The organism is Kitasatospora sp. NPDC097605 (assembly GCF_040302725.1).
Lineage (GTDB): Bacteria > Actinomycetota > Actinomycetes > Streptomycetales > Streptomycetaceae > Kitasatospora.
In genome coordinates, this window is the sequence record NZ_JBEOSF010000007.1 from 17,538 (window position 1) to 36,755 (window position 19,218).

A 19,218-nucleotide genomic window follows, 5' to 3' on the forward strand; every position below is an offset into this window, starting at 1 on the left:
ACTTGGCACCCTACTTGATCACTTAGCGATCAACGCAGTGCCACCGCAGGCAACGACCACTCTCGTACGGCGGAGTACATCGCAGCACGGACACGGGCGGCACCGGCGGCGGCCACAGCGGTCGAGCAACAAGGCCAGCGCAGGTGCGGCAGATGCCTGGTTGCGGCACCGGGTCGTGGCACTTCGCGCACTCGGCGTACCGCGGCTTGGCGGACTGCTGCGGGACCTGGACGGGCGGCAGCTTGCGCTGCAGGCGGCTGCGAAGCATGCCCACCGGAGAGTGCAGCGGCACGGGCAGGCCGGGCAGCAGGGCCTGGGCCAAGTCCTGGGTGGTGCTGCCGCGCTCCAGCCACCAGGCGACGAGCGGCGCCAGCTCGGTGGCCTCGGCTTCGCCCAGCCTTGCGGATCGCCGCACTCCCCTGCGGGCTGGTGTCGGCCATGTGCCGGCCGTCCTCGCGCCAGCCGTCCGGGCGGGAGAGGAGGTCCGCGAGCAGGCCGGGGGCCGTGTACGACAGCCGCGGTCCTGTAGGAGGCCGTTGGGCAGCACGGTAAAGCTACGTGCGTGTTCGGTCCGATGGACGCGCATCGGGAGTTTCAGCTCCTGTGGCCGGACCCCGGAGCGTTGGCGCGCTGCGGGGGTCGCCTATTTTCGGTTGGACCACGGGACGTGCCACGTCACCCGACACACCAAGGTCCTTTTGCCGCAGCGGCCTTGATCACATTCAAGGGCCGCCAAGTGGCCGAGCCGTCCTTACGATCGGCGGACGGCGAGGAGTTCTCCGCGCTCGACGGCCTCGCGCAGGACGGCGGCGAAGTCCTGGGGCAGGAGGTTGACCGCGTCGAGGGCGTCGGTGGTCAGGGGGATCTCTTCGAGGATGTACTCGCCCCGGCCTTCCTGGCTGAACTCCGGGCCGGTGCGGTCCTCGAAGCTCCACTTCTCGATGGTGGCGAGGTAGAAGTCCTCGTGGTCGGCGGCGGTTTCGAGGGTGTGGAGGTGGCTGACGATCTGAGCCTCGCCATCGATCTCCTCGCGGACCTCGCGCAGCAGGGCCTCCTCGGGGCTGGCGTCGGTCGGTTCGATCTTGCCGCCGACGATCACCCAGTACGGGTCGATGCCGGGGCGGATGCGCTTGATCAGCAGCATGGTGTCGTTCGGGGTGAGGAGGACGGCGCGGACGCGGTGCTGCATGGTGGCCTGCTTCCTGTTTCTGTGGTGCGGGGCGGGTCAGTGGAGGATCCAGCCGCCGTGGCCGGTGATGAAGGACGCGCTGGGGCAGTGGCCGGTGAGGGCGTGCACGGGCAGCGGCTGGTCGGCGCGTGGGGCGGAGACGGCGAGGTGGCCGGACAGGTACCAGGTGTCGGTCCGCCCGCCGGGGCGGATGCGGTCCAGCTAGAGGCCGGGCACGCAGTCGGAGAGCGGCGCGGTGCGACCGCTGTCGGCGACTGCGGCGAGCAGGCTGTCGCAGGCGGCGTCGATCAGCGCGGTGACTCGGGGCAGCGCGTTCGGGTGGCGGTCGGCGGTGGCGATGACGTCGCCGAGCAGCATGGTGCACCGGCCGGTGGCGAACACGTCCTCGCAGGCCACGACGTGCTTGCCGCCTGCCCGGCTGTGGCCAAGTAGTTGGGGCACCGGCAGCGTGCGGGCGGTGGCCTGCTGTCGCGCGTCATCGGCCGCGTGGACGCCTCGACCGAGGCGCGCTTCACCATCACCCACGCCCACGGCCTGGCGGCCACCAACCAGCGCCGCCCCACGGTCCAAGCCGTCCAGCGAGCCCGTGACCTGCTGGAGGCCGCAGGCGGCGACGCGATGCCGTACTGGGCCCATTCAAGCGACGACCGCGATCTGCTGCCCGGTCGGCGTGATCGTCTGCGGCCTCGTCGGCCCCGGGGCGGCCCGCACCGCGCCGCAATCCGAGGGCGTGTGCCCCACATGTGCCCTGGCAGCCTGATCCTTGCCTCGCACCCGCCGCGACCTGGCCCCGGAAGCGGCCATTGATGCAGGTCAGAGAGCCACAAGCGCTACGACGCCGTGCGCAGCAGCGCGTCGTCCTGCCACTTGAGGACCTTGTCGAAGCTGACGACCGCCCCGCGCAGCGGATGGTTGCGGAGCTGGACGTGGTCGGTGAGGGCGTGGATGAGGAAGAGGCCCCGGCCGGACTCGGCGGTGAGGTCGGGAAGGGTGTCGAGGTCCAGCGGCCGGAGGAACGGCAGCGGCGCCGGGTCGGCGGCCGGCGGCAGGACGTGGGTGTCGTACGGGCGCCCGTCGCGGCGCCGGCGGTGGGCGGTGGGCAGCGGCCCGGGGACGGTGGGGCGGCCGCGCCGGGAGCGCGGGCGGGGCTGCGGCCGCCCGGCCGGTCGGGCGGGCGCCGGTGCGGGGGCCGGCCGGCGGGCCGCCGGGGCGGCGGGGCCGGGCAGGCCGGGACCCGAGTCGGTCACCTCGATCCGCAGCAGGTCGCCGCTGATCGACGCGGTGACCTGGTAGCCGTCGTCGGGCCGGGTGCCCACACCGTGCTCGACGGCGTTGGCGCAGGCCTCGCTGAGGGCGACGCCGAGGTCCTGGGCGATCTGCGGGTCGACGCCCGCGGTCGCCATCGCGCCCAGCAGTATGCGGCGGGCCAACGGCACGCTGGCCGGGTCGCGCTCGAGGTGCAGAGTCCACCAGATGTCCACGGGAGGTCCCTCCTGGCTGCGGCTCCACATATAACGAGGTATCTCCGGGCGGTGCGCAGGTGAACCGTGCCGGGGGTCCGCTACCGCCCGTTCGGCGGATGGACGGGGGGACGGGCATGTGCCGGGCGGCGCGTCCACGGGGCGGTGCGCGGGGCCGAAAGGGGCATTCGTAGGGATTTCCCACCCTGCCGATCCGGGAGGGGTAGGCGATGAGATGATGGCCCGGCCATGACTGCCCCAGCCGCCGCCCCGCACCCGGGCGCCCCCGCACCGGACGCGCCGGTGGGGGCCGCCGCCTGGGACCTGCGGCTTGCCCGGGCGGTCCCGTTCGCCCTGGTGTGCACGCTGATAGCGGCGGCCGGGCACGCGCTGGCGGGCGGCGGGGACGTCGCCCTTCCCGCGCTCGCGACCGGATTCGCCGCCGTCCTGGTGCTCGCCGCCGCCTTCGGCGGGCGGGAGCGCTCGCTCGGCGCGATCGCCGGGGCGCTGGCGGCGGGCCAGTTCGGGCTGCACTGCCTCTTCCACTCCTTCGGCGGCCACGCGGCGGTCGGCGTGGCCGGCGCGCACCACGGCGGTCCGGCGGGCTCCGGCCCGCTGACCCTGCCGCAGGTGGCCGGCCGGCTGATCTGCAACGAGGCCCGGCCCGGGACCCTGATCGGCCTGCCCGGCAGCCCGACCGCCGAGCAGTTGGTGGCCGGCGCGGGGCTGGACCCGCAGGCGTACGCGACCGTGCCGTGGTGGCAGGGCGGGGTGCTCGGGATGACGCCGACCATGCTGGCGGCCCACCTGGCCGCGGCCCTGGTGGCCGGCTGGTGGCTGCGGCGCGGCGAGGCGGCGCTCTGGCGGCTGGTGCGGATCGCCGCGGCGGCCGCCCGGGCCCGTACGGCGGAGCCGCTGCGCACCGCGTGCGCCCTGGCCGCGATGCTGCTGCGCGGTCTGTTCGGCCTGCCCGCCGGCCCGGTCCGCCGGGCTGCCGGACGCGGCGGGGACGATCCGCTGCCGGCCGGTGCCGCGCTGCGGCACAGCGTGGTGCGGCGCGGTCCGCCGCTCGGGGCCCTCGCGTACTGACCCGCGCCCCCGGTCTCCCGGTGCCCCCACCGGTGGCGGCCCGACGGCGGACGGGTGTACGCGGCAGCCGAGCCGTACCCGCCCACTCGTGCGGTCCTGCGGCCTCTCCCCCACCTCGTCCCCACGCCGCGCGGCCCCGCCGCGGCACGGATCCTCCCGTGCCCGGGAGCGGGCCCGCCCGCCGAGCCTCCGAACGGAGACACCAACCCCATGCGTTCCCTTCCCGCCCGCCGTACCGCCGCCGTCGCCCTCACCGCAGCCGCCGCCGTGCTGGCGCTGGCCGGCCCCGCCTCCGCGCACGTCTCCGTGAACCCGGGCAGCGCCGAGCAGGGCGGCTACACCGCCGTCGACTTCCGGGTCCCGAACGAGAACGACGCCGCCGGCACCGTGAAGCTGGAGGTCAACCTCCCGCTGGACCACCCGCTGGCCTCCGTGCGCACCCAGCCGCTGCCGGGCTGGACCGCGACCGTCGAGAAGGCCAAGCTGGACAAGCCGATCAAGGTGCACGGCAACGACGTCAACGAGGCCGTCTCCAAGATCACCTGGACCGCCGACGCCGGGGTGAAGATCGCCCCCGGCCAGTTCCAGGAGTTCCGCGTCTCGCTCGGCCCGCTGCCGACCGACGCCGACAAGCTGGTCTTCAAGGCGCTGCAGAGCTACGAGAACGGCGACGTGGTCCGCTGGATCGACGAGGCCAAGGACGGCCAGCCGGAGCCGGCCAAGCCCGCCCCGGTGCTGAAGCTGACCAAGGCCGCCGGCGGCGACGACCACGGGATGGCCGCCTCCGCCGCCCCGTCGGCCGCCGCCGACGGCCACGGCGACGCGGCCAAGGGCGGGACCGCCGCGGCCGACGACAAGGCCAGTGACTCCACCGCCCGGGTGCTCGGCGTCGTCGGCATCGTGGTCGGCGTGATCGGCACCGCCGTCGGCGTCCTCGGCCTGCGCCGCAAGAGCAGCGGCTCGGCCTCCTGACCCAGCACCGGCGGGGCCCGCGCCCGGCACCCGTCGCGGGCCCTCGCCCGCGTCCCGGGCGCGGCCCCGCCGGTCATCCACCGCACACGATCGGACCTCTCCCATGCCCCGCACCGCCCGCACCCCCCGCTCCGCCCGGACGGCCGGCGCCGTCGCCGTCGCGCTGGCCGCCGCGCTCGCCCTGACCGCCTGCGGCTCCGACGGCGGCGGTTCCGCCTCCCCCGCCAAGGTCGTCCAGCAGAAGTCCGACTCGCCCTACGAGGGCACCGTGCTCGGCAAGCACTTCGACAAGCCGGACCTCCAGCTGACCGACACCTCCGGCCAGCCGTACGACCTGCGCCAGAAGACCAACGGCAGGACCACCCTGCTGTTCTTCGGCTACACCAGCTGCCCGGACGTGTGTCCCACCACCATGGGCGACATCGGCGTGGCGATGAAGAAGCTCTCCCCGGAGGAGCGGCAGAAGGTCGACGTCGTCTTCGTCTCCACCGACCCGCAGCGCGACACCCCGCAGGTGCTGCGCACCTGGCTGGACTCGATGGGCAGCGACTTCATAGGCCTGACCGGGGACCTGGGGAAGGTGAAGGCGGCCGCCAAGGCGCTCGGCATCCTGATCGAGGACCCGGTGGTCAACGGGGACGGCACCGTCACCTCCACGCACGGCGCCCAGGTGCTGGCCTTCCTGCCGTCGGACGACAAGGCCCACCTGCTCTACCTGAGCGGCACCGACGTGAAGACCTTCGAGCACGACCTGCCGCTGCTCGCCAAGGGGGTCGCCGCGTGAAGGGCTCCCTCGGCTTCCGCCGCACGGCCCTCGCGGGGGCGGCGCTGGCGACGGCACTGGGCGGCGGGGCGTTCCTGGTCGCCTGCGGGACCGGCGGCCAGGACGGTGCCGCCGCCGCGACCGCGAGCGGCACCCCGGCCCGGCTGAGCGTCGCCGACTCCTACATCCCGCTGCCACCGGCCGGCGGGATGGCGGCCGGCTACCTGACGGTGCGCAACGACGGCGGCCAGGGCGACGAGCTGGTCAAGGTCTCCAGCCCCGGCGCCTCCTCGGTCACCATGCACCGCTCCACGGCCAGCACCATGGAGCAGGTCGAGAAACTGGACGTCCCCGCGCACGGCGCGCTGCAGCTCGCCCGCGGCGGCACCCATCTGATGATCATGGGATGGCAGAAGGCCCCCGCGCTCGGCGACGAGCTCGAACTCGACCTGACCTTCGCCCGGACCGGCACCATCTCGGTCAAGGTGCCGGTCAAGGAGCTCACCTACCGCCCCGGCCAGCAGTAAGGGACCGCACGATGCTGATCGCACCGGGATTGTGGGGACGGCGGATCGCCGGGCTGATCGGCGTGTTCGGCGCCGTCCTCGCGCTGCTGCTCGCCGGCGCCGGACCGGCCGCCGCGCACGCCGCCCTGCAGTCCACCGACCCCGCGCAGAACGCCGTCCTGCCCACGGCGCCGCAGTACGTCACGCTGACCTTCAGCGAGGCCGTCTCGCTCTCCGCGGACTCGGTGCGGGTGCTCGACCCGGCCGGCAAGGCCGTGGACGCGGGCGGCCCGGCACACGCCGACGGCAAGGACAACACCGCCCGGGTGGGGCTCGGCAGCGGGCTCGCCGACGGCACCTACACCGTCGCCTGGCGGGCCGTCTCCGACGACTCGCACCCGATCGGCGGGGCGTTCACCTTCTCCATCGGCGCGCCCTCGGCCACCACCGTCTCCACCACCGCGCTGCAGAACGCCGAGGCGGACGGCCTGGTCGCCGCGCTCTACGGCACCGGCCGGGCCGTCGCCTACGGGGCGTTCGCGCTGCTGGCCGGCGCGGCCGGCTTCGTGCTGCTCTGCTGGCCGGCCGGGGCGGCCCGGCGCCCGGTGCAGCGGCTGCTGATGAGCGGCTGGGTGGCGCTGCTGGTGTCCACCGTCGCGGTGCTGATGCTGCGCGGCCCGTACGAGCGGGGCTCGGGGATCGCCAAGGCCTTCGACCTGTCGCTGGTCCGCAGCACGCTGGACGAGCGGATCGGCACCGCGCTAGCCGCCCGGCTGCTGCTGCTCGCGGCGAGCGGGGTGTTCCTGTCGCTGCTGGTCGGCCAGCTCGGACAGCCGCCCGCCCGCCCCGCCGGGGCCGGGACCGGGACCGGGACCGGGTCGGCGGCCGGTGCGGCCGACGGTGCGGCCGACGGCGAGGAGGCCGAGCTGCGGGAGCTGGAGCGGCGCGCCGCCGAACGCCCGCAGCGCGAGGCCCGGCTGGGCCTCGGGGTGGCCGGACTGGTGCTGGCCGTCGCGCTCTCGGCGACCTGGGCCGGCGCCGACCACGCCTCGGTGGGCATCCAGGTCTGGCTCGCGCTGCCGCTCGGCATGCTCCACCTGGTCGCGATGGCGCTCTGGCTGGGCGGCCTGGCGGCCCTGCTGATCGGACTGCGCGAGGGGATCGGCGCGGACGTCGCCGACCGCTTCTCCAAGCTCGCCTTCGGCGCCGTCGTGGTGCTGGCCGGCACCGGCGTCTACCAGTCCTGGCGCGGCGTCGGCAGCTGGGGCGCGCTCACCGGCACCGACTACGGGCGGCTGCTGCTGGTGAAGACCGGCTGTGTGATCGCCATGCTGGGCGCCGCCTGGATGTCCCGCGGCCGACTGGCCCGGCTGCGCGCCACCCCGGAGGAGGCCGCCGAGGTCGTCCCGGCGGCGGTCGCCGTCGCGGCCGGCCCGGACAGCGGCACCGGCGCCCGCCCCGGCGTGGACGGGAGTGTGGACGGGAGCGTGGACGAGGGCGGCACGGACTCCGACGACCCGGTCCGCCGGGCCCAGCTGGCCCGGCAGCGGGCCGCCCGGGCGAACGCCGACCGGGACCGCGGGCTCACCCCGGCCCGCGCCGGGCTGCGCCGCTCGGTGCTGATCGAGGCGGCCGTCGCGGTGGCCGTGCTGGTCGCCACCACGCTGCTCACCAACGCCCCGCCCGGACGGGTGGCCGGCGAGGTCGCGGCCGCGAACGGCACCGCCCCGGCGGCCGGCGCCGCCACCGGCGGGGCGTCCGCCGGGCAGACGGTGCCGGGCCGGACGATGGAGCTCAAGCTCCCGTACGACACCAAGGGCCGCACGCCGAACGCCAAGGGCACCGCGACGGTCACCCTCAACCCGGCGGGCACCGGCTCCAACGAGGTGCACCTGAAGCTGGACGGCACGGACGGGCAGCCGGTCGAGGTGCCGGAGGTGGAGCTCGCCTTCACCCTGCCGGACCGCGATCTGGGCCCGCTCACCGTCCCGCTGACCGCCGAGGGCACCGGGCGCTGGACCGGGACGGCGCAGCTGCCGCTCACCGGGGACTGGGTGGTGTCGGTGGTGGTCAGATCCTCCGACATCGACCAGACCACGGAGATCAAGCAGCTGAAGATCGGATAGGCGGACCACCTGATGGACACCAGCACCGGGACCGGGCCCACCGGGACCGCCCAGGCCGGGACCGCGATCGCCGGGGACGCGAACGCCGGGGACGCGAACGCCGGGGACGCCGGCACCGGCAACGGCAGGCCCGCCGGCTTCACCCGGCGGGCCCTGCTGGGCACCGCCGGGGCCGGCCTGGTGGTCGGCGCGGGCGCGGGCGCCGCCGCGGCCCTGGCTGCGGACCGGCCCGGTCCGCAGCGCCCGCCGGCCCAGGCCCAGGACCCGGCCGGCGGCCTCGGCGCCGCCCGGGTGGAGTTCCACGGCGAGCACCAGGGCGGGATCCTCGACCCCCAGCAGGCGCGGGTCCAGCTGGCCGCCTTCGACCTGGCCGGAGGGGTCGGCCGGGACGGCCTGCGGTCGCTGCTCCGGCGCTGGTCGCGGACGGCCGCCCGGATGGCCGCCGGCGAGCCGGCCGACGAGTTCGAGAACCAGGTCGCCCTGGACGCCGGCCCCTGCGCGCTCACCGTCACCTTCGGCTTCGGCGCGGGCCTGTTCGACAAGGCCGGCCTGGCCGACCGCCGCCCGGCCGGGCTGGAGCCGCTGCCCGCCTTCCCGGCCGACGCGCTGGACCCGGCGCGCGGGGACGGCGACCTGTTCGTGCAGATCGGCGCCGACGACGCGCTGGTCGCCGTGCACGCCCTGCGGGTGCTGCAGCGCCAGGCGGCCGGCACGGCGGCGCTGCGCTGGCAGATGTCCGGCTTCTCCCGGACGCCCGGCGCCACTGCCCGCCCGATGACCGGGCGCAATCTGATGGGCCAGATCGACGGCACCAACAATCCGCGGCCCGGCGAGGACGGCTTCGCGGCCAAGGTGTTCGTCGCCGGCGGGGGAGAGCAGCCGGCCTGGCTGGCGGGCGGCTCCTTCCTGGTGTTCCGGCGGATCCGGATGCTGCTGGACAACTGGGAGGCGCTGCCGGTGGACCGCCAGGAGCGGGTGATCGGGCGGCGCAAGTCGGACGGCGCCCCGCTCGGCGCGCCCGACGACGCCGGCGAGCGGGCCCCGGTGGACCTCGCCGCCCAGGGGGCGGACGGGGCGCTGGCCATCCCCTCGGACGCGCACATCCGGGTCGCCGCGCCGGCCGCCAACGGCGGGGCGGCCATGCTGCGGCGCGGGTTCTCGTACCACGACGGGCTGCTGGCCGACGGCTCGCCGGACGCCGGGCTGCTCTTCCTCGCCTTCCAGGCCGACCCGCGCACGGGGTTCACCCCCGTGCAGCGCAAACTGGCCCGGGGCGACGGGCTCTCGCGCTTCCTGCGGCACGAGGCGAGCGGCGTGTACGCCGTCCCGCCGGGCGCGCCGCGGGGCGGGTACGTCGGGCAGACGCTGCTCGACTGACCGGGCCGGGCCGCTCGGCTGTCCACCGCTCGTACGTCCTCCGCCCACGGAGCGGAACGCTGGCACGGGAGGGGGACGGAGTGGCTAAGGTGACTCCTTTCGGCGTTCCGCCGTTCTTTCCCACAGGTCCCGTTCCCCTTGGAGGCGTCATGTCGGCAACCCGCTACACGTACCTCGGGCCGGCGGGCACCTTTACCGAGGCGGCCCTGCGCACCCTGCCGGAGGCGGCCACCCGGGAGCTGGTGCCGATGTCCTCGGTGCAGCTGGTGCTGGACGCGGTGCGCGGCGGCGGGGCGTCCGGCGCGTTCGTGCCGATCGAGAACTCGGTCGAAGGCGCCGTCACCGCGACCAACGACGAGCTGGCCTCCGGCGCGCCGCTGATGATCTACCGCGAGGTGCTGCTGCCGATCACCTTCGCGCTGCTGGTGCGGCCGGGCACCACGCTGGCCGACATCAAGACCGTCACCAGCCACCCGGTGGCCCAGGCACAGGTACGCCGCTGGCTGGCCGCCAACCTGCCGGACGCCCACTGGGAGTCCGCCGCCTCGAACGCCGACGGCGCCCGGCTGGTGGCCGAGGGCCGCTACGACGGGGCGTTCGCGGGCGAGTTCGCGGCGCCGATCTACGGTCTCGACCCGCTGGTGAAGGACATCGTGGACGCACAGAGCGCGACCACCCGGTTCGTGCTGGTGGGGCGGCCCGGGCGGGTCTCCTCGCCGACCGGGGCGGACAAGACCTCGATGGTGGTCTGGCTGCCGGACGACCACCCGGGCGCGCTGCTGGAGCTGCTCCAGGAGTTCGCGGTGCGCGGGGTCAACCTGATGCGGATCGAGTCCCGGCCGACCGGGGAGGGGCTGGGCAACTACTGCTTCCTCATCGACTGCGAGGGGCACCTCAGCGACCGCCGGGTGGGCGAGGCGATGATGGGCCTCAAGCGGATCTGCCCGCAGGTGCGCTTCCTCGGCTCCTATCCGCGGGCCGACCAGCAGGCGTCGGCGCACCAGCGGCCCGGGACCTCGGACGCGGATTTCGGCGCGGCCGCGGACTGGCTCTCGCGCTGCCTCGACGGCCGCGGGGACGTCTGAGTCCACCCGGGGTCGTCCGGGTCCACCCGGACATCCGGGCGCCATTCGGCGGTCATCCGTCCTTTTCGAACCGTTTTCCACCCCGCCGGGCGGCCGTCCACAGGGCGGCCGCCCGGGTGCGGGGCTTGTCCACAGGGGTGGGCGCTGTCCACAGGCCCGAGTTATCCACAGGCCTGGGGATGAGTCGACAAACCGGTATAGCCACTGCACGTTTCGGTCGGATCATCGGTTTGCGTCGCAGAGATGACTAATCGGACCAGAGTCACCCGGGTGCCAGCAAATCACCCGTCCGAGTGCTTCAATTCGCTCACCCGAGAAGGTCAATTCAGGTTTGAAACTTGAATTCCCTGGTTCGATCCGTTGTCCACCGGCGCCGCCCCGCGATCCACAGCCCAGGGCCCCAGCCTGTGGATAACCTGGGTCCGGGCGGTTGTCCACCACGGTTATCCACAGGCTGGAGCGAGTTATCCCCAGGGGAAAACCGGTACCGGTGGACAGGTCACCGCCCGGTAGGCTTGGGCCCGTGATTGACCTTCGCCTGCTCCGTGAGGACCCTGACCGAGTGCGCGCCTCGCAGCGCGTCCGTGGCGAGGACGTCGACCTGGTCGACGCCCTCCTCTCCGCCGACGAGCGCCGCCGGTCCTCGGGCACGCGCTTCGACGAGCTGCGCAACGAGCAGAAGTCGCTCGGCAAGCTCGTCGCCAAGGCCCAGGGCGAGGAGAAGGCCGCCCTGCTCCAGCGCACCAAGGAGCTGGCCGCGGAGGTCAAGGCCGCCGACGCCGAGCAGAGCGAGGCCAAGGAGGAGGCCGAGCGCCTGCTCCGCTCGCTGGCGAACCTCATCGACCCGGCCGCCCCGGTCGGCGGCGAGGAGGACTTCGTCACCCTGGAGGAGATCGGCACCCCGCGCGACTTCGCGGCCGAGGGCTTCGAGCCCCGCGACCACGTCGAGCTGGGCCAGCTGCTGGGCGCGATCGACACCGAGCGCGGCGCCAAGGTCGCCGGAGCCCGGTCGTACTACCTGACCGGTGTCGGCGCGCTGCTGGAGCTCGCCCTGGTCAACATGGCGATCGCCCAGGCCACCGCCGCCGGCTTCACCCCGATGATCACCCCGGCCCTGGTCCGCCCGGCCGCCATGGACGGCACCGGCTTCCTCGGCCAGGCCGCCGAGAACGTGTACTTCCTGGAGGGCGACGACCGCTACCTGGTCGGCACCAGCGAGGTCCCGCTCGCGGCGTACCACATGGACGAGATCCTCGACGCCGACAAGCTGCCGCTGCGCTACGCCGGCTACTCGTCCTGCTTCCGCCGCGAGGCCGGCACCTACGGCAAGGACACCCGCGGCATCATCCGCGTCCACCAGTTCGAGAAGGTGGAGATGTTCGTCTTCACCACGCCCGAGGACGCCGAGAACGAGCACCGCCGCCTGCTCCAGTGGGAGAAGGACTTCCTCAACGCCCTGGAGCTGCCCTACCGGGTGATCGACGTCGCCTCCGGCGACCTCGGCGCCTCGGCCGCGCGCAAGTTCGACATCGAGGCCTGGATCCCCACCCAGGGCAAGTACCGCGAGGTCACCTCGACCTCCAACACCACCGAGTACCAGTCGCGCCGCCTCGCCATCCGGATGCGCGAGGAGGGCAAGGTCCGCCCGCTGGCCACGCTGAACGGCACCCTGGTCGCCGTCCCGCGCACCATCGTGGCGATCCTGGAGAACCACCAGCAGGCCGACGGCTCGGTCGTCGTCCCCGAGGCGCTCCGCCCCTACCTCGGCGGCCGCACCGTCCTGACGCCGGCCCAGTAACGACCGGCACCGGCCGGTTCCGGCACCGGAACCGGCCGGCACCGCGGCGACGCGGACGCCGTAACGAAGCAACTCCCGGGAGACCACGGCCCATGAGCACCACCAGCCCCAGCCCCGTCTCCCCCGCGGACGGCGACGGCCTGCCCTTCCGGCTGGTCGCCACCGACCTCGACGGCACCCTGCTGAACAGCGTGGAGAGCGTCTCGGCACGCAACCGCGCGGCGCTGGCCGACGTCACCGCGGCCGGCGCGCTGCACATCATCGTCACCGGCCGCTCGGCCGTCTGGGCCCGCCCGGTCTTCGACGAGATCGGCTACCGGGGCATAGCCGTCTGCGGCCAGGGCGCCCAGGTCTACGACGCGGGCGCGCACAAGCTGCTCACCTCGCTCACCCTGGACCGACGGCTGGCCGCCCTCGCGATCGAGCGGATCGAGGAGGAGACCGGCCCGCTGGCGGTCGCCGCCAACCAGGACGGCCTGGAGGGCGACGTGCTGGCCGGCCCCGGCTACGAGCTGCAGATCGGCTCCGAGCTGCCGGTCGTCCGGACCCCGAAGGACGAGCTGCTCACCGCCCCGATCAGCAAGCTGTACATCCAGCACCACGGCCTGTCCGACGACGCCCTCGCCGAGGCCGCCCGCCGCGCGGCCGGTGACCTGGTCGGCGTGGTGATGGCCGGCGCCGGCATCGTCGAGCTGCTGCCGCTGGGCCTCTCCAAGGCCACCGGGCTGTCCATCGCCGCCCGCCGGCTCGGGGTGAGGGCCGCCGACACCATCGCCTTCGGCGACATGCCCAACGACGTGCCGATGTTCGGCTGGGCGCGGCACGGCGTCGCGATGGCCAACGCGCACCAGGAACTGCTCGCGGTGGCCGACGAGGTCACCCTGAGCAATGACGAGGACGGCGTCGCGGCCGTGCTGGAGCGGCTGTACCCGGCCGGGCTGCTCTGACGCGCCCACCGCGCCGGGCCCACCGCACCACCGGCCCGGCCCTCCCCGCCGGGTGAACCCCCTTCCGGCCCCCGCCGGTTCAGCCGTTGGAGTGACCCTGCGGTGAGCCGCCGCGGCGAAGCCGCGGGTCGGCGGGGGTGCGGCCGTCCTCGGCGGCCGGGCGGCACCGGCGGAGTTTGTATGCTCCCAGGGTTGCCCGCTTCCGCCGCTGAGAGGTGCGCGCCATGTCAGTCCAGTGGGACCAGAGCCCGCCGGATCCGGCCGGGCGTCGGCACGCCGGCGGCGTCCGGACCGAACCTCCCGAGGACGCCCCCGGCCTCCTCCCGGTGCCGCGCACCGGCGGCCGGGCCGAGGCCCGCCGCGCCGCCCGGAGCCGGGCCGGCCAGAACCTGACGGCGCAGAACCGCGCGACGCAGGGCCGGGCCGTGCCGAACCGGGTGGCCCGGACCCGCCGGCGGGCCGCCCCGCAGGGCCGGCCCAGGGACGGCCGGCGCGGCGCCCGGCGGCTGATCGCCTGGTCGGTGGCCGGGGTACTGGTGGCCCTGGCCGGCGCCGGCGGCGCGGTCTACTACCGGCTGAGCGGCAACCTCCGGTCCTTCGACCCCGACGCCATCGCCCCCGACCGCCCGCCCGAACCGACCGCCGACGCGCACGGCCACCGGCCCGTCAACCTGCTGCTGATCGGCTCCGACTCCCGCGCCGGGGGGAACAGCGACCTCGGCGGCGGCAACGAGGGCGGCGCCCGCTCCGACACCACGATCCTGCTGCACGTCCACGCCGACCACCGGCACGCGGTCGGCGTCTCGATCCCGCGCGACGCCCTGGTGACCGTCCCCCGGTGCAAGCTCCCGAACGGCACCTGGACCCGGGAGCAGCCCGGGCAGATGTTCAACTCCGCCTTCTCCGTGGGCAATTACCGGGCCGGCAACCCGGCCTGCACGCAGAACACGGTGGAGAAGCTCACCGGCATCCGGGTCGACCACACCATCGAGGTCAACTTCGCCGGCTTCGCCGCGATGACCGGCGCCGTCGGCGGCGTCGACGTCTGCCTGCCGAACGCCGTCCACGAGGGGAACATCAACCCCAACCTGGGCCGCAAGGGCAAGGTGGTGCTCCCCAAGGGCCGCCAGCGGGTCTCCGGGCAGCAGGCGCTGGACTACGTCCGGCTCCGGCACGGCATCGGTGACGACTCGGACATCGGACGGATGAAGCGTCAGCAGGCCTTCCTCGCCTCGCTGCTGGCCCGGATCAAGAGCAAGGGGCTGAACCCCGGCACGCTGCTGCCGCTGGCCGACGCCGCCACCCGGTCGATGACCGTCGACCCGGGCCTCGACTCGGCCGCCAAGCTGGTGGACTTCGCGCTCACGCTCAAGGACATCGATCTGCACGAGGTCAAGTTCCTGACCACGCCCTGGCGTTACAACGGCGCGCGGATCGACCTGGTGCACCCGGCGGTCGACACCCTGTGGCGGACCCTGCAGGCCGACCGGACCATCGACGGCCAGGACGCCACCGGCCACCAGCAGGACGCGCCGCCCGCCGCACCGCCCGCACCGTCCCCGCCGTCGCCACCCCCTCCGCCCCCGACGCTGGGCGCCGACGGCGCGCCGATCCGGGTCACCGTCCACAACGGCACCGGCACCCCCGGGCTGGCCGCCCGGGCCGCCGAGACGCTCCGGGCGGCCCGGGTCACCGTCGCCGCGACGGCCACCGCGCGCGGCGGCGCCCGGCCCGCGACCACCACCGTCGAGTACGGGGCCGGGCAGCGGACCAACGCGCAGAAGGTCGCCGCGCTGTTCCCGGGCGCCGCGGTGGCCCCCGGCCCGAAGGCCGGGATCAGCGTGCGGCTCGGCCTGGACTACGCCGCCGGGGCCGCCGGCGGCGCGCCCTCCCCGGCCGCCGCCGCGCCGCCGGCCGCCCCGGCCCGGCTGCCCACCGAGGTGGTCAGCCAGGCCAGGTCCGCCGACGACGACATCTGCAGCAACGTCTCCTACGGCTGACGGCCGGGCGGGGCGCACCGGCGGGGCGGCTCGGAGGGGCTCAGAGCGCGGCGCGGATCCAGCCGTCGACCAGCCCGGTGAGGTCCTCGTCGGCCTGGCCGTGGCCGACCACATGGGTGCGGATCACGTCCCCGCCGCCGCCGAACAGGCCGCCGCGCCGGTCCGCCTCCAGGACGACCTCGACCTTGCCCTCGGTGGTCACGAAGCTGACCTCCAGCGAGTTGCAGGCGTGCGCGTACTGCGGCGCCGAGGAGTACTCGATCTCCTGGTAGAACGGCAGCGTCTGGCCGGTGCCGCGGATGTGCCCGGCCTCCAGGTCCGCCGAGCGGAACCGGAAGCCCAGCTGGAGCAGGGTCTCCAGGATCCGGCGCTGCACCGGCAGCGGCTCGACCTCCAGCGGGTCGGAGTCGCCCTTGTCCAGCGCGCCCGCGATGTCGACCTCGGTGCGCACCCCGAGCTGCATGCCGTGCAGGTGCTGCCCGGCGATGGTGGTGACCGGCGTCTCCCACGGCACCTGGACGGCGAACGGGATCGAGCGGTTCTCGCCCGGCGCCAGCTTCAGCGGCGCGGTCACCGAGAAGCGCGCGAACGGGTACACGCCGGTGCTCTCGCCGTCCTCGTGCTCGATCTCCACCCGGGCGACCAGGGTCAGCGTGATCCCCCGGATGTCCGCCTCGACCGTCCCCCCGGTCAGCTCGACCGTGCCGGCCATCGTCCCGCCGGGCTGCACGACCGGCGTGCTCAGGACGGTGTCGACGCCGGGACCGCCGACGCCCAGGGCACCGAGCAGCTTCTTGAACACCATGGGGACGCTCTCCTCGCATCAAGGGGTGTGGGCCGGGCTCCGCCCGAGCGGATCGCCGGTCGTCCGAAGGAACGCCAGGCCGCCGTGGACGGTTCCCGCGCCGTTCATTCCCAGTTGTAGGATGACCGGACAAGCAGTTGTAGGATGACCGACGACCGACGCCGCGCGGCCCACCCGCGCGGCCCGATGACGCGGCCCGCACCCGGGAGGAGAGCCCGCCATGAGCAGCAGCGCGCACAGCAGCCACGACACGCTGCAGACCGCCGGACGGCGCTCCCTCGTCGACACCGCGATCGAGCAGCTGCGGGAGCAGCTGAGCGCCGGCGTCTGGCCGGTCGGCTCGCGGATCCCCACCGAGCACGAGCTCGCCGAGCGCCTCGGCATCGGGCGCAACACCGTGCGCGAGGCGATCCGGGTGCTGGTGCACGCGGGCATGCTGGTCTCCCGGCAGGGCGAGGGCACCTTCGTGCGCTCCACCAGCGACCCGGCCGCCGTGCTGCGCGGCGTGCAGCGCTCCGGGGTCCGGGACGTGCTGGAGGTCCGCGCCGCGCTGGAGGCCGAGGCCGCCCGGCTGGCGGCACTGCGGCACACCCCCGAGGACATCCGGCGGATGCGGGCCGCGCTGGCCCGCGAGGCCGAGGTCTTCGCGGCGCACCCCGAGCGGGCCGGCCGCGAGGCGACCGTCGAGCACGACCTGGAGTTCCACACCGCCGTCGTCGAGGCCGCGCACAACCCGGCACTGACCGAGGTGTACCGCTACTTCGGCGCCTCGGTGCGCGAGGCGATGCGGGCGGCGTTCGGCGACCACGAGATGCCCGAGGTGGTCATGGCGACCCACCGGGCGCTCGTCGACGCGATCGAGAGCGGCGACCCGGAGCGGGCCGAGCAGGCGTGTCGCGCGCTGCTCGCCGAGCCGACCGCCGCCGTCGAGCAGCTCCTCGCCGCCATCGCCGCCCGGAAGTGAACGGGCCGAGGCCCCCGTTCCCCGCTTCCCCGGCGTCCTTCCGCACGCCTTGAACCACGAAAGCAGCACCACCCATGGCCGTCACCCGTGCCCAGCAGCCGGTCGCCACCACCACCGCCGGCTCCGCCCCGCTCCCCGTCCGCGACCGGCTGGCCCACCCCGCGCTGCTGCTGACCGGCATCGTGCTGGTCGCCCTGAACATGCGCGCCTGCCTGGCGGCGGTGTCGCCGATGGTGGCCGAGATCCAGCACACCTTCGGGCTCTCCGCCACCGCGAGCGGGCTGATCACCACCGTGCCGGTGCTCTTCCAGGGCATCGGCGCCCCGCTCACCCCCCGGCTGACCCGGCGGTTCGGCACCGAGCGGGTGGTGCTGGGCGCGGTGCTGGTGCTCGGCGCGGGCGTGCTGCTGCGGGTGCTGCCGTCGGTGGCGGCGCTGTACGCCGGGTGCGTGGTGATCGGCGTCGCGATCGCCGTGCTGAACGTCTCGATGCCGGGCCTGGTCAAGCGTGAGTTCCCGGGCCGGGCCGCGGCGATGACCGGGGTCTACTCGACCACCATGCTGGTCGGCGCGACGATGGCGGCCGGTCTCTCGGTGCCGCTGGAGCACGCGCTCGGCGGCGGCTGGCAGGCCTCGCTCGGCTCCTGGTCGGTGCTGGCGCTGGTCGCCACGGTGGCCTGGCTGCCGCAGGTGCTGCGGGCGCGGGCCGCCGGCGGTGCCGCCGTCCCGGCCGCCTCGGCCGCCTCGGCCGCCGCCTCCGCCCGCCCGATCGAGGGCATCTGGCGCTCGCCGCTGGCCTGGCAGATCAGCCTGTTCATGGGCATCTCGTCGCTGCTGGTCTACACCCTGGTCGCCTGGATGCCGACCATCCTGGCCGACCACGGCATGGACCGCGGCGAGGCCGGCCTGGTCTTCGCCTTCTCCAACCTGGTGCAGGTGGCCGGCGCCTTCCTGGTGCCGCTGTTCGCCGGCCGGATGACCCGCCAGCGGGCGCTCGCCGTCTCGATGGCCGCGCTCAACGGGCTCGGCATCGCCGTCCTGCTGATCGCCCCGGTGCCCGGCGCCTGGGTGTCGGCCACCATCCTGGGCGTCGCCCAGGGCGGTTCGCTCGGCCTGGGGCTCGCCTTCATCGTGCTGCGCACCGACAGCGTCGCCGGCGCCGCCCAGCTGGGCGGCATGTCGCAGGCGATCGGCTATCTGGTCGCGGCGGCCGGCCCGGTCGGCGCCGGCGCCCTGCACCAGCTGACCGGCGACTGGACCACGCCGCTGGCGCTGATGCTGGTGCTGGCCGTCGTGGTCGCCGCCGCGGGCTGGGGCGCCGGGCGCAACCGGACGCTCTGACGCCGTCCGCGCCGTCCGCGCCGTCCGCAGGGACGCGCCCCGCCCGTCCGGCTACTCGTCCGAGGCCAGGGTGAGCCCGGCCAGCCGCACCGAGGCCAGCGCGGTCGCCGCCACGGCGACCACCAGCAGCAGCGGCACGGCCGCGCCGAGCGAGACCGCCGAGGTGACCGAGCCCTCGGTGGCCACCGACTCGGCCACCGCCAGCCCCCACTGCTGGACGCTGAGCGTCCGGGCACCCTCGACGAAGTTGCCGACCAGCGACTCCCACACCAGCGCGTACGCCAGCCCGGCCACCACCGCGTGCCGGGTCACCACGCCGAGCAGCAGGAACAGCGCGCTGTACGCGGCCCCGGAGACCAGCGCGGCGGCCGTGTAGCCGAGCGCCAGGCCCTCCTGCGTCCCGTACAGCAGCAGCCCGGCGATCAGCATCGGCACCGCCGCGAAGACCCAGGTGGTGCCGATCGCGACCGCCAGCTTGGTGGTGATGATCTTCCACCGCGGCAGCGGCTTGGCCAGCAGGTAGACGATCGAGCCGTCGTCGATCTCGGTGGCGATGGCGCCGGTGCCGACGACCAGGCCGAGGATCGGCAGCAGGGTGCCGAGGCCGAGCTTGCCGAGGACGTTCACGACGAGGTCGTGCTTGTCGCCGCTGGACCCGGCGGCGATCGCCGAGACGACCAGCAGCAGGACGGGGACCACCAGCAGCAGCAAGCCGCGGCGGCGGCCGAGCAGGCCGCGCAGCGTCAGCCTGGCGACGGTCGGGTTCATGGTGGGTCGGCCTTCCTGAGGTCCTGGTG

The 19,218-nt window shown here is 74.8% G+C and carries 17 protein-coding genes; 12 read left to right on the forward strand and 5 right to left on the reverse strand.

Features of this window, described 5'->3' with window-relative positions; genetic code table 11:
- Window positions 1-751 precede the first annotated feature (751 nt).
- From ABTX81_RS10395 to ABTX81_RS10405, 3 genes are all read right to left on the reverse strand, one after another.
- Window positions 752-1,189 (reverse strand): NUDIX hydrolase, encoded by a 438-nt coding sequence (locus ABTX81_RS10395; protein ID WP_350542873.1) that lies wholly within the window; start codon window positions 1,187-1,189, stop codon window positions 752-754.
- A 201-nt stretch (window positions 1,190-1,390) separates the two neighbouring features.
- A complete protein-coding gene (locus ABTX81_RS10400; RefSeq protein WP_350542875.1) occupies window positions 1,391-1,714 on the reverse strand; it encodes a hypothetical protein in 324 nt (107 codons plus the stop codon).
- A gap of 305 nt (window positions 1,715-2,019) precedes the next feature.
- Complete coding sequence (locus ABTX81_RS10405) at window positions 2,020-2,670, reverse strand: ATP-binding protein (protein WP_350542877.1); 651 nt, start codon at window positions 2,668-2,670, stop codon at window positions 2,020-2,022.
- Window positions 2,671-2,898: 228 nt separating this feature from the next.
- Between ABTX81_RS10405 and ABTX81_RS10410 the strand changes: the two genes are divergently transcribed.
- The 10 genes from ABTX81_RS10410 (at window position 2,899) to ABTX81_RS10455 (ending at window position 15,312) form a co-directional block, all read left to right on the forward strand.
- Window positions 2,899-3,738 carry a hypothetical protein gene (locus ABTX81_RS10410; RefSeq protein WP_350542879.1) on the forward strand — a complete coding sequence of 280 codons (840 nt, stop codon included), beginning with the start codon at window positions 2,899-2,901 and terminating at the stop codon, window positions 3,736-3,738.
- A 210-nt stretch (window positions 3,739-3,948) separates the two neighbouring features.
- Window positions 3,949-4,710, forward strand: coding sequence for a YcnI family copper-binding membrane protein (locus ABTX81_RS10415; RefSeq protein WP_350542881.1), 762 nt, complete (start codon window positions 3,949-3,951; stop codon window positions 4,708-4,710).
- A 103-nt stretch (window positions 4,711-4,813) separates the two neighbouring features.
- A complete protein-coding gene (locus ABTX81_RS10420) occupies window positions 4,814-5,494 on the forward strand; it encodes an SCO family protein (protein ID WP_350542883.1) in 681 nt (226 codons plus the stop codon).
- Window positions 5,491-6,000: a copper chaperone PCu(A)C gene (locus tag ABTX81_RS10425; RefSeq protein ID WP_350542885.1), complete on the forward strand. Its 510-nt coding sequence runs from the start codon at window positions 5,491-5,493 to the stop codon at window positions 5,998-6,000. The genes ABTX81_RS10420 and ABTX81_RS10425 overlap by 4 nt, the downstream gene beginning before the upstream one ends.
- Before the next feature lie 11 nt (window positions 6,001-6,011).
- Entirely contained in the window at window positions 6,012-8,105 is a 2,094-nt protein-coding gene (locus tag ABTX81_RS10430; RefSeq protein WP_350542887.1) for a FixH family protein, read from the forward strand.
- Between the two features lie 12 nt (window positions 8,106-8,117).
- Complete coding sequence (gene efeB / locus ABTX81_RS10435) at window positions 8,118-9,482, forward strand: iron uptake transporter deferrochelatase/peroxidase subunit (protein ID WP_350542889.1); 1,365 nt, start codon at window positions 8,118-8,120, stop codon at window positions 9,480-9,482.
- 149 nt (window positions 9,483-9,631) lie between these two features.
- On the forward strand, window positions 9,632-10,567 hold the full coding sequence (gene pheA, locus ABTX81_RS10440; protein WP_350542891.1) for a prephenate dehydratase: 936 nt from the start codon (window positions 9,632-9,634) through the stop codon (window positions 10,565-10,567).
- 523 nt (window positions 10,568-11,090) lie between these two features.
- Window positions 11,091-12,365: a serine--tRNA ligase gene (gene serS, locus ABTX81_RS10445; RefSeq protein WP_350542893.1), complete on the forward strand. Its 1,275-nt coding sequence runs from the start codon at window positions 11,091-11,093 to the stop codon at window positions 12,363-12,365.
- Window positions 12,366-12,457: 92 nt separating this feature from the next.
- Window positions 12,458-13,312 carry an HAD family hydrolase gene (locus ABTX81_RS10450; protein WP_350542895.1) on the forward strand — a complete coding sequence of 285 codons (855 nt, stop codon included), beginning with the start codon at window positions 12,458-12,460 and terminating at the stop codon, window positions 13,310-13,312.
- Window positions 13,313-13,536: 224 nt separating this feature from the next.
- The gene (locus ABTX81_RS10455) at window positions 13,537-15,312 is read left to right on the forward strand and encodes an LCP family protein (RefSeq protein ID WP_350542897.1); all 1,776 of its coding nucleotides are present in this window, start codon (window positions 13,537-13,539) and stop codon (window positions 15,310-15,312) included.
- Between the two features lie 40 nt (window positions 15,313-15,352).
- On the opposite strand, the gene ABTX81_RS10460 is transcribed toward ABTX81_RS10455, so the two are convergent.
- Window positions 15,353-16,117, reverse strand: a complete 765-nt coding sequence (locus ABTX81_RS10460; protein WP_350542899.1) for a sporulation protein — start codon at window positions 16,115-16,117, stop codon at window positions 15,353-15,355.
- Window positions 16,118-16,337: 220 nt separating this feature from the next.
- Here ABTX81_RS10460 and ABTX81_RS10465 point away from each other — a divergent pair, with 220 nt between their 5' ends.
- Window positions 16,338-17,081, forward strand: a complete 744-nt coding sequence (locus ABTX81_RS10465; RefSeq protein ID WP_350542901.1) for a FadR/GntR family transcriptional regulator — start codon at window positions 16,338-16,340, stop codon at window positions 17,079-17,081.
- A 74-nt stretch (window positions 17,082-17,155) separates the two neighbouring features.
- Window positions 17,156-18,421 carry a CynX/NimT family MFS transporter gene (locus tag ABTX81_RS10470; protein ID WP_350542903.1) on the forward strand — a complete coding sequence of 422 codons (1,266 nt, stop codon included), beginning with the start codon at window positions 17,156-17,158 and terminating at the stop codon, window positions 18,419-18,421.
- Between the two features lie 51 nt (window positions 18,422-18,472).
- Here the strand turns inward: ABTX81_RS10470 and ABTX81_RS10475 are convergent, their stop codons facing one another.
- Window positions 18,473-19,189 carry an ABC transporter permease gene (locus ABTX81_RS10475; RefSeq protein ID WP_350542905.1) on the reverse strand — a complete coding sequence of 239 codons (717 nt, stop codon included), beginning with the start codon at window positions 19,187-19,189 and terminating at the stop codon, window positions 18,473-18,475.
- Between the last annotated feature and the right edge of the window lie 29 nt (window positions 19,190-19,218).